This window comes from Streptomyces sp. NPDC041135, from assembly GCF_055592085.1.
In genome coordinates this window covers 957349-970791 of record NZ_JBVIYZ010000001.1, presented here as the reverse complement: position 1 = coordinate 970791, position 13443 = coordinate 957349, and the positions used below count along the sequence as shown (strand labels likewise).

The following is a 13443-nucleotide window of genomic DNA, read 5'->3' as shown; positions in this document are numbered from 1 at the left end:
CGCACCGGCCCGCGCGCACGGTGTTCACACGCCCGCAACACCCGTTCCCACGATGCGGACACTGACCGCCTTGACCTCGACATACGCGGCGTTCACTGCCACTCTCCCGCCATGCACCCTGCCCCTCGCGCACCGCGCCGCGCCGTCACCGCCGTCATCGCCGTCACCGTCGCTCTGCTCGCCACCGCTGTCGGCTGTGCTCCGCAGCCCGAGGACGACGCGGCCGCGGCCCCGTCCGGTTCGGCCGCCAAGAGCTGCGCCAAGGGCGACCTGGCGACCAGGACCCACGGCAAGCTGACGATCGCGACGGACGAACCGGCGTACGAGCCGTGGTTCAAGGACGGCAAGCCCGCGAACGGCAAGGGTTTCGAGTCGGCGGTCGCCTACGCCGTGGCCGAGCGGCTCGGCTACGGCAAGGACGCCGTGGTCTGGCAGAGCGTCCCCTTCAACAAGGCGTTCGCGCCCGGGCGCAAGACGTTCGACTTCGACATCAACCAGGTGTCGATCAGCGCCGAGCGCAGGAAGGCCGTGGACTTCTCCTCCGGCTACTACGACGTGCGCCAGGCCGTCATCGCGCTGAAGGGCTCGAAGGCCGCCCGGGCGACGAGCCTCGCAGGCCTCAGGAAGCTCAAGCTGGGCGCCCAGGTGGGCACCACGAGCCTCCAGTACATCACCGACGTGGTGAAGCCCACGCAGCAGGCCGCCGTGTACGCCAAGAACGACCAGGCCAAGTCCGCGCTGCGCAACGGCCAGGTCGACGCCGTCGTCACCGACCTGCCGACCGCCTTCTACATCACCGCCGCCGAGGTCACGAACGCCGGGATCGTCGGCCAGTTCGAGAACCAGGGCGGTACGCCCGAGCAGTTCGGCCTCGTCCTCGACAAGGGCAGCGCGCTCACCTCGTGCGTGTCCTCCGCCGTCGACGCCCTGCGCGAGAACGGCACGCTGGCCGCCATCGAGAAGCAGTGGCTCTCCGACGCCGTCGACGCGCCGGTCCTCAAGTGACGGTCACGAAGGGCGAGTCCGCCGGGGAGGACGCGGTCGGCGGGGCCGAGGTGCCGGGAGGCACCGAGGCCGGCGCGGCCCGCGCGGACGACGGTTACGTCCCCTCTCGGCGGCGGCTGGAGCGCGAGCGGCACCGGCGGGCGCGCACCCGCCGCGCCACGGCGGTCGCGGCGCTGTCGACCCTGGTGACGGCCGCCGTGCTCTACACGGTCGTCGTCAGCGCGCCCGGCTGGCCGCGCACCAAGGAGACGTTCTTCGACGCGGGGTACGCGCGCGAGGCGCTGCCGAAGGTCCTCGACGGGCTGTGGCTGAACGTCCGGCTGCTGCTCGTCTGCGGCGTCGCCGTGCTGGTCCTCGGCATGCTCATCGCCGTAGCCCGCACGCTGCGCGGCCCGGTGTTCTTCCCGCTGCGCGTGCTGGCCGCCGCCTACACGGACTTCTTCCGCGGACTCCCGCTCATCATCAACCTGATGATCGTCGTCCTCGGGGTGCCCGCGCTGCGCCTGCAGGGGGTGAGCGTCGACCCGGTGCTGCTGGGCGGTACGGCGCTGACGCTGACGTACTCGGCGTACGTGGCCGAGGTGTTCCGGGCCGGCATCGAGTCCGTGCACCCCTCGCAGCGCGCCGCCGCCCGCTCGCTGGGGCTGACCAACCGGCAGGCGCTGCGCCACGTGGTGCTGCCGCAGGCGGTGCGCCGCCAGGTGCCGCCGCTGCTGAACGACCTGGTGTCGCTGCAGAAGGACACCGGGCTGGTGTCGATCGGCGGTGCGGTGGACGCCGTACGCGCCGCGGACATCATCGTCGGCCGCAGCCTCAACTACACGCCGTACATCGTCGCCGGGCTGGTCTTCGTGGCGCTGACCGTCCCGATGACCCGGTTCACGGACTGGGTGACGGCGCGCATGGACCGCCGGCAGGCCCAGGGAGGAACGACATGAGCGACGCAGCGGCAGCCGCCGGGGACTCCTCCCCCGTGCTGCGGATGGAGTCCGTCCGCAAGTCCTTCGGGGACACCGTGGTGCTGCGGGACGTCAGCCTGGAGGTCGCCCCGCACACGGTGACCGCGCTGATCGGCGCCTCCGGGTCCGGCAAGTCCACGCTGCTGCGCTGCGCCAACCTCCTGGAGGAGATCGACGACGGGGCGATCTGGCTGGACGGCGAGGAGATCACCGACCCGCGCGCCGACCAGGACGCGGTGCGCCGGCGCATCGGCGTCGTCTTCCAGTCGTACAACCTGTTCCCGCACATGACGGTGCTGGACAACGTCACCCTCGCCCCGCGCCGCGTGCACGGGGTCCCCCGCACGCAGGCCGAGGAGCAGGCCCGGCGGCTGCTGGAGCGGCTCGGGCTGGGCGGGAAGGCGGCGGCCTACCCGGACCGGCTGAGCGGCGGCCAGCAGCAGCGCGTGGCGATCGTCCGGGCCCTGGCGGTACGGCCCCGGCTGCTGCTGCTCGACGAGATCACCGCCGCCCTGGACCCGGAACTGGTCGGCGAGGTGCTCTCCGTGGTGCGCGACCTGAAGGACGACGGCATGACCATGGTGCTGGCGACGCACGAGATGGGCTTCGCCCGCGACGTCGCCGACCAGGTCTGTTTTCTGGACGGAGGCGCGGTGCTGGAGCGCGGGAGCGCCGCGCAGGTCTTCGGCGACCCGCAGCAGGAGCGCACCCGGCGCTTCCTGCGGCGGATCGTGGAGGCCGGGCGGCTGTAGTCGCCGCCGCGATCGGCCCTAGGCGTCGGCCTGCCCGGCCCCGGCCAGGGCGGCCACCCGCTGGACGGCGAAGACGTAGCCCTGCACGCCGCAGCCGGCGATCACGCCGTCGGCGCGCCGGGAGACGTAGGAGTGGTGCCGGAACTCCTCACGCCGGTGGATGTTGGAGACGTGCACCTCCAGGACGGGCAGGCCGTCGCAGGCGTTGAGCGCGTCGAGGATGGCGACCGACGTGTGCGAGTAGGCGCCGGGGTTGATGACGATCCCGCAGTGCGCCAGCCGGGCCTCGTGGATCCAGTCCACCAGTTCGCCCTCGTGGTTGGACTGCCGGAAGTCCACCGTGCCGCCGTGCGCGGCCGCCGCCGCGGCGCACAGCGCCTCCACGTCGGCGAGCGTGTCCCGGCCGTAGATCTCCGGCTGGCGCTGGCCGAGCAGGTTCAGATTGGGCCCGTTGAGGATCATGATCGGGGCGTTGGCCAGGGTGCGGGGCACGGTTCCTCCGGTCCGTCGGGGTCGGCCGCGGGTCGGCGGCCGCTGCTCGGACCCGGTCTATCACGGCGCCCGCCCGGTGCGACGGCCCCTGCCCTCTCCCCCGCACCACCCCTTACGGCGACCGGGGGCTGCCGGGGCGCACCACCGTCACCTGCCAAAACCCCCGCACCTCCGCACGCCCCCGTAACCGGCGATCACGGTGGGTAGTTGTCCCGGTATGCGCGATGCACGCTCGGTGAGAGCGCCCTCCATGCTCCGGCTCGCGGCCGCCTCGCTCGCCGGGACCGCCATCGAGTTCTACGACTTCTTCGTCTACGGAACCGCGGCGGCCCTCGTGCTCGGGCCGCTGTTCTTCCCGACGTTCTCCCCCGTGGCGGGCACGCTGGCGGCGTTCGGGACGTTCGCCGTGGGCTTCGTGGCCCGGCCGCTGGGGTCGGTGCTGTTCGGGCACATCGGGGACCGGCGCGGGCGGCGGCCCGTGCTGGTCGCCTCCCTGCTGCTGACCGGCGCCGCCACGGTCGCGGTCGGCTGCGTGCCGTCCTACGGCGCGATCGGCGTCGCCGCGCCCGTGCTGCTGCTGGTCCTGCGGTTCCTCCAGGGGCTCGGGCTCGGCGGGGAGTGGGGCGGGGCGGTCCTGCTCACCGCCGAGCACGCGCCCGCCGGCCGGCGCGGCCTGTGGTCGAGCTTTCCCCAGATCGGGCCCGCGGTGGGGTTCCTGCTCGCCAACGGCGTGATGCTCACCCTGTCGGCGGCCCTGTCCGAGGCGCGATTCGCGCAGTGGGGGTGGCGGGTGCCGTTCTGGGCGGCGGGCGTGCTGGCCCTGGCGGGGCTGTGGCTGCGCGCGCAGGTGGTGGAGAGTCCCCGGTTCCTGGAGATCGACGACCACGCGCGCGTGCCGCTCGTCGAGGTCGTACGCCGTCACGGCCGGCTGGTGCTGCTGACGGCCGGGGCGCTGGCCGTCGGGTACGCGGTGTTCTACGCGGTGACGACCTGGTCCCTGGCGTATGCGACGGAGCGGCTGGGCGTGAGCCGGACGGTGATGCTGGGCTGCATCATGGCCGCCGTGGTGGTGAAGGGCGCGCTGACGCCCGTGATGGCGCTGCTCGGCGACCGCTACGGGCGCAGGCCGTTGTGCCTGACGGGGTGCGCGGCCTGTGCCCTGTGGATGTTCCCGATGGTGGCGCTGCTGGCGACCGGTGAGCCGCTGCTGATGTTCCTGGGCATCCTGGGCGCGCTGATCGCCTTCGTCACCATGTTCGCGGTGATCGCCGCCTACCTGCCGGAGCTGTACGAACCCCGGGTGCGCTGCACCGGTGCCGCGGTGGGTTACAACCTCGGCGGCGTCCTGGGCGGCGCGCTCACCCCGATCGTGGCGACGGCCCTCGCGGAGCGCGGCGGGCGGGTGCCGTGGGGGGTGGGCGCGTATCTGACGGGGATCGCCCTGGTGAGCCTCGGGTGCTTCGCTCTGCTGCCGGAGACCCGGCCGGTGCCGGTCGCGGCGGTGGAGCCCGTCACGGGGTGACGGCCCGAGGGAGGTGACCCGCCGCGGCGCTAGGGATTGACCGCCAGCTCCAGATACGCGGCGAAGATCACCAGGTGCACTCCGCCCTGCAGCGGGGTGGCCCGCCCCGGGACCACGGTCAGGGAACTCACCACCACGGTCAGCGCGAGCAGCAGCATGGGGGTCGCGCCGAGGCCCAGGACGAGCGGCCCGGACAGCCAGAGCGAGGCCAGGGCCACGGCGGGGATGGTCAGCCCGATGCTGGCCATCGCGGAACCGAGCGCCAGGTTGAGGCTGGTCTGCACCCGGTCGCGGCGGGCGGAGCGCAGCGCGGCGATGGTCTCGGGGAGCAGGACCAGCAGGGCGATGACCACACCGACGACGGCCTGGTTGAGACCGGCCGCCGCGACGCCCGACTCGATGGCGGGCGACACACCCTTGGCGAGGCCGACCACCCCGACCAGGGCCAGGCCCAGCAGGCCGAGGCTGATCCAGGCGGCGCGGGCGGAGGGCTTCCGGGCGTGGTCGTCCGCGGTGATCACCTCCCCGTGCTGGGTGACGGGCAGGAAGTAGTCCCGGTGCCGCACGGTCTGCGTGGCCACGAACAGGCCGTACAGGACCAGCGAGGACACCGCGGCGAAGGTCAGCTGCACCCCGGAGAACTCCGGGCCGGGCGCGCTGGTGGTGAAGGTGGGCAGCACCAGGCTGAGCGTGGCCAGGGTCGCGACGGTCGCCAGGGCGGCGCCGGTCCCCTCCGGGTTGAAGACCGCGGTCCCGTGGCGCAGGGAGGCGGCCAGGAGACAGATCCCGACGATGCCGTTGCAGGTGATCATGACGGCGGCGAAGACGGTGTCGCGGGCCAGGGTGGAACTCTTGGCGCCGCCGTCGGCCATGAGGGTGACGATCAGGGCGACTTCGATGACGGTGACGGCGATGGCCAGGACGAGCGAGCCGAAGGGTTCACCCACCCGGTGGGCGACCACCTCGGCGTGGTGCACCGCCGCCAGCACGGACCCCGCGAGGACCACGGTCACCAGCGCCACGACGGCCGCCGGCAGCTGCCTGCCCCAGGTGAACACGAGCAGGACGGCGGCGAGCACCGGCACCAGGAGCGTCCACTGAGTGGTGAGCGACCTGCTCCGCACGATCATGCAGCGATCGTGACAGAGCCGCCCACGGCGCGCATTCCGGTGCCCCGGCACGCTCCGGCGCCTCCTGCGCCGTGTGGCGGCCGGCGCCGGACCGCGTCCGCGTCCCTCATATCCGGGTGTCCGTGCCGTGGTGCCCAGGGCCTCCGCTCGACGCGTGCTCCAGCTCGGCCTCCCGCGCCGCCTGCTTCTTCGACGCCAGCAGGCTGGTGATCGTCGTGATGACGAGGATGGCGCAGATCACCCCGAGCGAGACGGGGATGCTGATCTCCGGAACGTGGACCCCGGACTCGTGCAGGGCGTGCAGCACGAGCTTCACCCCGATGAAGCCCAGGATGACGGACAGGCCGTACGAGAGGTGGACGAGCTTCTTCAGCAGGCCACCGATGAGGAAGTACAGCTGGCGCAGCCCCATCAGGGCGAAGGCGTTGGCGGTGAACACGATGTACGGGTCCTGCGTCAGGCCGAAGATCGCGGGGATGGAGTCCAGGGCGAACAGGACGTCCGTCGTACCGATGGCGAGTATCACGACCAGCATGGGGGTCATGACCCGCCTGCCGTTCTGCCGGATCCACAGCTTGGTGCCGTGGTACCGGTCGGCGACGCCGAACCTGCGCTCGACCGCCTTGAGCAGCTTGTTCTCCTCGTACTCCGCGTCCTCCACGTCGGCGCGGGCCTCCTGGACGAGCTTCCAGGCGGTCCAGATGAGGAAGGCGCCGAAGAGGAAGAACACCCACGAGAAGCCGGCGATGATCGCGGCTCCGGCGGCGATGAAGACGGCCCGCAGCACCAGGGCCATGAGGACGCCGACGAGCAGGACCCGCTGCTGGTACTGCGAGGGCACCGCGAACTTGCCCATGATCAGGACGAAGACGAAGAGGTTGTCGACGCTCAGGGACTTCTCGGTGATGTAGCCGGCGAAGAACTCGCCCGCGGGCTGTCCGCCCGAGAAGAAGAGCAGGCCCAGTCCGAACAGGGCCGCAAGCACGATCCAGACGACGGTCCAGATCCCGGCCTCCCTGACCGACACGTCATGCGGCTTGCGGCCGATGAAGAAGTCGGCCGCGATGAGCACGGCGAGACCTGCGACGGTGAGGACCCACAGGGTCGCGGACACTTCCATGACGCCTCCGGCAGTTGGCACGGCAAACACTCAGCTTTGTCGCTGCCGGAGGTCTCTTCCACCCGTGATCGGGCCGGCGCCCCGGGATCCGACCGGATCCGTACTGACGAGTGCGCCGCAGTCAGGAGTACTCCCCTCCGTACGGACGACAGTACCCGAACCACCAAGGAAAGGTAAAGAGCTTGGTAAAAGAAATCCCAAACCACCTGGCAGAGTGGCTTTACTTTCCCTTGACGCGGGCGGACACAACCTGCGCGAGGACCCGGTGGAGCACCTCGCTGCCCGGCGGCACGAGCGCCGGTTCGTACGTCCAGGCGTGCCCGACCCACGGGTCCGCGAGGTGGTCGTCCGGGACCGGCGTCAGTCGCATCAGCGAACGCCACAGCGGGTCGAGGAGCGGGCCGTAGGCGGAGGCGTCCTCGCGGTCGGCGACCATCAGCAGATGCACCCCGCCGGCCGGGCCCTCGTCCGCCAGATAGCGCAGACGCGTCACGGCCCGGTCGTCGAAGCCGTGCGGGAAGTCGTTGACGATCAGCAGCTGCCGGCCGGTGGACAGACCCGGTGGCAGCGCGTCCGGCGCGGCACCGCGGACCGCCATCTGGACCAGGTCGACGCGCTCGGTGAGCCGTCCCAGCACGTCCGCCACGCCCGCGGCACCGGCCGCGGGCGGCGCGTCCAGCACGCCCGCCCGCACCAGCGGCGCGAGCGCGCGGGCCCCCGAACCGGCCGGGTCGACGACGTGCACGTCGAACTCCCCCGCCGGATGGACGGCGAGCAGCCGCGCCGCGAGCGCCACCGCCGCCTCCATGGCGAGACGACGCAGCTCCGCGGCGTCCCGGAACTCGTCGTCCAGGCCCCTCGCGGAGCCGCTGTCGATCCACAGCCCGCGCTCCAGCGGCAGCCTGACCAGCATCGGGATACGCAGCGGCACGCTCTCCGGGAGGTGCAGGTCACCCAGGCGCAGGGCCATCGCGGGCTGCGCCGGCACCTGGTGGGCGTGCCAGACGGGATTGTCCCAGCGGGCGTACGCCGGGGGCAGCGCCGGCTCGACGACCTCGGACTCGGCCGCGAGCTGGGCGAGGTCGCGGTCGAGGGCCGCCCGCGCCTGTTCGACCAGCTGGTCTCGTCTGGCACGGGCCGCCTCGCGTGCCGCGTCTCCCGCCGGGCCGAGCCGGCTGCGGGGGTCGGCGAGGGCCTGGTCGAGTTCCCGCTCCATGCGGGAGTCGGCGAAGTCGACGGCGCCGCGGTAGGCGGCCGTGGTGCGGGCCAGGTCCTCGAACATGCCCCAGACCTGGTTGTACAGCCGCTCGTCCATGGACCAGCCGGTCGCGTCCCCGGCGACGGGCCGGGCGGCCTGTCCGGGCTGCCCGGTGTTCTCGGGCTGCCCGGAGTCCTCGGGCCGCTCCGGGCAACCGGGCCGGGCGGGCGGGCCGAGGGGTGCCGTGGGCCGGCGGCCGGGGTGGCTGTAGTCGATCGGGCCGCCGGACGCCGGGGGCTGCCCCTGAGGGACGTACGCCTGGGCGGCGGCCGGTTCCTCGCCACGATCGCCGCGCTCGTGCGGGGACGGCTGCCCGCTGTCCGGTATGAATGTGCCCGCAGGACCGGACCCGGACGCGGCGGCCAGGGACCGGTGCAGCCGGTCGTCGTCCCCCGGGGAGTCGGCAGCGGCGGGCACCGGCCGGCCCGGCTGCCGGGCCGCCTCCTCGATCGCGGCCGCGAGTCCGGCGGCCCCGGACAGGCCCTGGTCGGCCAGCAGGGCCGCGAGTCCGCCCGCGTAGCCCTGGCCCACCGCGCGCACCTTCCAGGCGCCCTGCCTGCGGTACAGCTCCAGGGCGACCACCGCCGACTCGGCGTCCAGACCGGTGAGGGTGTACCGGACGAGGTCGGTGCCGTCCGGGCCGGTGACCGCGGTGTGCAGGGCGGCGACGGCACCGAAGCGGGACGGGCCCGCCGTGCCTGCGGGCAGCGCGAGCAGCACGGTGACGCGGTGGACGGCCTCCGGCACGGCGGTCAGGTCCACCGTGAGGCGGTGGTCGGTGGCCGCCTGCCGGGAGACCTCCAGCCCGGGCAGCGCGGACGCGCCCGGGTGGGCCACCCGGGAGGCGTCCGGCACCCGGCCCTCGGCGTCGCCGAGCGTGGCCGCCGCCACGACCGGTACCGCGGCCGAGACGCGGATGCCCAGCCGGGTCCCGTAGAGCGGATGGTTCTGGCCCCGCGCCAGTTCGGCCGTCATCGCCTCGGTCCCCCCGTGTCGTGATGTGCTGCGCCGTGCCGGGCGCCGCGGGCGCCCAGGGCCTGCCGCGAACGTCCCGTCGTCCTCCTGGAGACGGACGGGACGTTCGCGACGCGACTCAGAGGTGCGGCAGGATCGCCGGCATCAGGTCCTGGAAGGTGCGGCCGTTGGACGGCGTGCCCAGGGCGGTCATCGTCCAGCCCGCGCCGGCCCGGTGCACCTTCGCCATGATCTGGGCGGTGTACTCGCCGCCGCCCGCGAGCGTGTAGCGGGCCAGTTCCTGGCCGTTGGTCTCGTCGACCAGGCGGCAGAACGCGTTCTGCACCTCCTGGAAGGTCTGGCCCGTGAAGGAGTTCACGGTGAAGACGATCTGGTCGATGTGGACCGGGACGCGGGCCAGGTCGACCAGGATCGCCTCGTCGTCGCCGCCCTGGCCGACACCGCCCACGAGATTGTCACCGGTGTGGCGCACGGAGCCGTCGTCGCTCACCAGGTGCCGGAAGAACACGACGTCGACCGGCTGCTTGTCCGCGAAGAGCACCGCCGAGGCGTCCAGGTCGATCTCCCGCGTGCGAGAGCCGAACAGTCCGCGCCGCTTGGCCGCCTGCCAGCCGAGACCCATGCGCACCGCGGTCAGGGACGCCCCGTCCTGCTTCTCCAGGCTGATGGCCTGACCCTTGCTCAAGTTGACGGTCACGGCTTGTTTCCCCTCTCGGAATTCCCCTGTTGCCGCGGTGTACGCGGTTGCCCAGAACCCTACGCAGAGGCGCTGAGCATGCCGTATACCGGTCCGCGGTTTGTGTCGGTGTTGCAACACTGCGCGCGGGCCGGCGGGGCGCGGCGCACGGGTGGTGGCGGTGGGTCAGGCGATGCCCGCCTCCCGCATCTGGCGCAGCTCCTTCTTCATCTCGGACACCTCGTCGCGCAGCCGGGCCGCGATCTCGAACTGGAGGTCCGCCGCCGCGGCGCGCATCCGCTCGGTCATCTCCTCGATCTGCTCGGCGAGCTCCGCCGCCGGACGGTCCGTGGGCACCGTCTGGCCGGCCTTGCCCCGGGCGGCCTTGCCGGCCTTCGCCGCCTTGCCGCCGAGCGACGGGACGGGTGCCTTGGTCCCCTTGCCGTCCTTGGTCTTGCGGTAGCCGGAGCCGAGGAGCTGCTCGGTGTCGACCTCCTCGCGGGCGATCTGCGAGACGATGTCGTTGATCTTCTTGCGCAGCGGCTGCGGGTCGAGGCCCCGGGCCTTGTTGTAGGCGACCTGCTTCTCCCGGCGCCGGTTGGTCTCGTCGATGGCCCGTGCCATCGCCGGGGTGATCTTGTCGGCGTACATGTGGACCTGGCCGGAGACGTTGCGGGCGGCGCGGCCGATGGTCTGGATCAGCGAGGTGCCGGAGCGCAGGAAGCCCTCCTTGTCGGCGTCGAGGATCGCCACCAGGGACACCTCGGGCAGGTCGAGGCCCTCACGCAGCAGGTTGATGCCGACGAGGACGTCGAACTCGCCGGAGCGCAGCTCGCGCAGCAGCTCGACCCGGCGCAGGGTGTCGACGTCGCTGTGCAGGTAGCGCACCTGGATGCCGAGTTCCAGAAAGTAGTCGGTGAGGTCCTCGGCCATCTTCTTGGTGAGGGTGGTCACCAGGACGCGCTCGTCCTTCTCGGTGCGGGCGCGGATCTCGTGCACCAGGTCGTCGATCTGGCCCTCGGTGGGCTTGACGACGACTTCCGGGTCGACGAGGCCCGTGGGGCGGATGATCTGCTCGACGACGCCGTCCGCGCGGGACAGCTCGTATTTGCCGGGGGTCGCCGACAGGTAGACGGTCTGGCCGACCCGCTCCTGGAACTCCTCCCACTTCAGCGGGCGGTTGTCGAGGGCGGAGGGCAGCCGGAAGCCGTGGTCGACGAGAGTGCGCTTGCGGGAGGCGTCGCCCTCGTACATGGCGCCGATCTGCGGGACCGTGTTGTGCGACTCGTCGATGACGAGCAGGAAGTCGTCCGGGAAGTAGTCGAGCAGGGTGTTGGGCGGTGAGCCGGGCAGGCGTCCGTCGAAGTGCATCGAGTAGTTCTCGACACCGGAGCAGCTGCCGATCTGGCGGAGCATCTCGAGGTCGTACGTCGTGCGCATCCGCAGGCGCTGGGCCTCCAGCAGCTTGCCCTGCTTCTCCAGCTCCGCCAGCCGCTCCCCCAGCTCCTTCTCGATGTCGTTGACCGCGCGCTCCATGCGCTCGGGGCCGGCGACGTAGTGGGAGGCGGGGAAGACGTAGAGCTGCTGGTCGTCGCTGATGATCTCGCCGGTGAGCGGGTGCAGCGTGGAGAGGGCCTCGATCTCGTCACCGAACATCTCGATGCGGACGGCCAGCTCCTCGTAGACCGGGAAGATCTCGATGGTGTCGCCGCGGACGCGGAAGGTGCCGCGGGTGAAGGCCAGGTCGTTGCGGGTGTACTGGATGTCCACGAAGCGGCGCAGCAGGTCGTCGCGGTCCATCTCGTCGCCCACCCTGAGCGGGACCATCCGGTCCACGTACTCCTGGGGCGTACCGAGGCCGTAGATGCAGGAGACGGAGGCGACCACGACGACGTCGCGGCGGGTGAGCAGCGAGTTCGTCGCCGAGTGGCGCAGCCGCTCGACCTCCTCGTTGATCGAGGAGTCCTTCTCGATGTAGGTGTCCGACTGGGGGACGTACGCCTCGGGCTGGTAGTAGTCGTAGTACGAGACGAAGTACTCGACCGCGTTGTTCGGGAGCAGCTCGCGGAACTCGTTGGCCAGCTGGGCGGCCAGGGTCTTGTTCGGCGCCATCACCAGGGTGGGGCGCTGGAGCTTCTCGATCATCCACGCGGTGGTGGCGGACTTGCCGGTGCCGGTCGCGCCCAGCAGGACGACGTCCTTCTCGCCGGCCTCGACGCGCCGGGCCAGCTCGGCGATGGCCGCGGGCTGGTCACCGCTGGGCTGGTAGGGACTGACGACCTCGAAGGGCGCCACCGTGCGTTCGATGTGGGAAACGGGCCGCATGGAACCAACCGTACGACCACCCACTGACAACGGGTCCGGATCAGCGGTTCTGCGGGGCGTGGGAGCCGCGGTGCGTGAGGAGGCGGACCTCGTCGTCGTCCCGGTCCGGACCGGGCCGGGCGGCCCGCGGGTGTCCGGGGCGGGGCTGGGGGCGGCGGCCGGGGTGCGGGGGCGCGGTGCCGGCGGGAACGCCCGGTTTCCGCTCGACCGGGGACCACTCGGGCCTGCCCGTGACCATCAGCGGGTCGAACACGACGACGACGCCCGCGAGCAGCAGGAAGGCGAGCGGGCCGATCAGCATGGGGGCGAGCAGCCCGGCGGGCGCGTCGCCCGCGGCGCCGGCGACGGGCCCGTGCAGGTGGACGCTGAGGGCGGCCATGCCGGTGTAGTGCATGCCGCTGACGGCGAGCCCCATGACCAGGCTGGCGCCGACGCTCCACAGGAAGCCCCTGACCTGCCCCGCGGCCCACAGCGCGGCGGTGGCGGCGACGACCGCTATGACGACCGAGACGACGACGGTGGTCGTGTCATAGCTGAAGGTGCCGTCGAAGCGCATGCCCGCCATGCCGAGGTAGTGCATCGAAGCGACGCCCAGGCCGGTGATCGTGCCGCCGGTGAAGAGGGCGGCCCCGGTGGCGCCCCGGTAGCCGACCATGAAGATGCCGACGCCCACCATGAGGACGGCGATGCCGAGGCTCGCGTACGTCATGGGCTTGTCGTAGTGGATCGGGGTCTCCTTGACGGTGAAGCCGATCATGGCGACGAAGTGCATGGTCCAGATGCCGGAGCCGATCGCCGCCGAGCCGAGGGCGAGCCAGGCGGGCCGTCTGGAGTGGCTCACCAGCAGGGAGCGGGTGGTGCAGCGCAGGCCGAGGGCGCCGCCGAGGCAGGCCATCAGATAGGCGACCAGCGGGGTGACGACCCCGTAGCTGAATCCGTCGACCGTGCCTTGCATGCGCGGCTGCCCTTCCGCCTTCGTGCGTTCCGGTTTTCCTGAGATGCTCCCCCGTCCCGGGTCCGCTCCCAGCGGCCAGGGTGACGCTGAGAGTATGACCCCCACCGGAATGGTCGAACGATTTTCCGGCAAAGAAACACGTCGTTGTCCCAGTTGTGAGGCACTGGTGAAGCCGCCTTGGACATCTCCTCTCCACCTGTGGACATCCTGCGTGCGAGTCCTGGCGACCTGGTGCTGTCAGTCTGGTGCTGTCCGTGTTTGTCCTCTCGACCGA

Annotated in this window: 11 protein-coding genes; 4 read left to right on the top strand and 7 right to left on the bottom strand. The window is 71.9% G+C overall.

Annotated features, from left to right (window positions below):
- Nucleotides 1–111 precede the first annotated feature (111 nt).
- Genes ACZ6CZ_RS04350 through ACZ6CZ_RS04340 form a run of 3 tightly spaced genes read left to right on the top strand, consistent with a single transcriptional unit; the run spans nt 112 to nt 2716 of the window.
- Nucleotides 112–1005, top strand: a complete 894-nt coding sequence (locus ACZ6CZ_RS04350; protein ID WP_469014311.1) for an ABC transporter substrate-binding protein — start codon at nt 112–114, stop codon at nt 1003–1005.
- The gene (locus ACZ6CZ_RS04345; protein ID WP_469014310.1) at nt 1002–1943 is read left to right on the top strand and encodes an amino acid ABC transporter permease; all 942 of its coding nucleotides are present in this window, start codon (nt 1002–1004) and stop codon (nt 1941–1943) included. The genes ACZ6CZ_RS04350 and ACZ6CZ_RS04345 overlap by 4 nt, the downstream gene beginning before the upstream one ends.
- Nucleotides 1940–2716: an amino acid ABC transporter ATP-binding protein gene (locus ACZ6CZ_RS04340; RefSeq protein ID WP_469014308.1), complete on the top strand. Its 777-nt coding sequence runs from the start codon at nt 1940–1942 to the stop codon at nt 2714–2716. The genes ACZ6CZ_RS04345 and ACZ6CZ_RS04340 overlap by 4 nt, the downstream gene beginning before the upstream one ends.
- 18 nt (nt 2717–2734) lie before the next feature.
- Here ACZ6CZ_RS04340 and aroQ read toward each other — a convergent pair whose 3' ends face one another.
- Nucleotides 2735–3208: a type II 3-dehydroquinate dehydratase gene (gene aroQ / locus ACZ6CZ_RS04335; protein WP_469014307.1), complete on the bottom strand. Its 474-nt coding sequence runs from the start codon at nt 3206–3208 to the stop codon at nt 2735–2737.
- 250 nt (nt 3209–3458) lie between these two features.
- On the opposite strand from aroQ, the gene ACZ6CZ_RS04330 reads away from it, so the two are divergent.
- Nucleotides 3459–4730: an MFS transporter gene (locus tag ACZ6CZ_RS04330; protein WP_469014388.1), complete on the top strand. Its 1272-nt coding sequence runs from the start codon at nt 3459–3461 to the stop codon at nt 4728–4730.
- A 29-nt stretch (nt 4731–4759) separates the two neighbouring features.
- Here the strand turns inward: ACZ6CZ_RS04330 and ACZ6CZ_RS04325 are convergent, their stop codons facing one another.
- The 6 genes from ACZ6CZ_RS04325 to ACZ6CZ_RS04300 form a co-directional block, all read right to left on the bottom strand.
- Nucleotides 4760–5860, bottom strand: coding sequence for a calcium:cation antiporter (locus ACZ6CZ_RS04325; protein WP_469014305.1), 1101 nt, complete (start codon nt 5858–5860; stop codon nt 4760–4762).
- A gap of 106 nt (nt 5861–5966) precedes the next feature.
- Entirely contained in the window at nt 5967–6980 is a 1014-nt protein-coding gene (locus ACZ6CZ_RS04320; RefSeq protein WP_469014304.1) for a TerC family protein, read from the bottom strand.
- A 220-nt stretch (nt 6981–7200) separates the two neighbouring features.
- Nucleotides 7201–9213 carry a TerD family protein gene (locus ACZ6CZ_RS04315; RefSeq protein WP_469014302.1) on the bottom strand — a complete coding sequence of 671 codons (2013 nt, stop codon included), beginning with the start codon at nt 9211–9213 and terminating at the stop codon, nt 7201–7203.
- A 118-nt stretch (nt 9214–9331) separates the two neighbouring features.
- Nucleotides 9332–9910 carry a TerD family protein gene (locus tag ACZ6CZ_RS04310; protein ID WP_469014300.1) on the bottom strand — a complete coding sequence of 193 codons (579 nt, stop codon included), beginning with the start codon at nt 9908–9910 and terminating at the stop codon, nt 9332–9334.
- Between the two features lie 165 nt (nt 9911–10075).
- Nucleotides 10076–12214: an excinuclease ABC subunit UvrB gene (gene uvrB, locus ACZ6CZ_RS04305; RefSeq protein ID WP_469014299.1), complete on the bottom strand. Its 2139-nt coding sequence runs from the start codon at nt 12212–12214 to the stop codon at nt 10076–10078.
- Between the two features lie 40 nt (nt 12215–12254).
- Nucleotides 12255–13169 carry an MHYT domain-containing protein gene (locus ACZ6CZ_RS04300; RefSeq protein ID WP_469014297.1) on the bottom strand — a complete coding sequence of 305 codons (915 nt, stop codon included), beginning with the start codon at nt 13167–13169 and terminating at the stop codon, nt 12255–12257.
- Between the last annotated feature and the right edge of the window lie 274 nt (nt 13170–13443).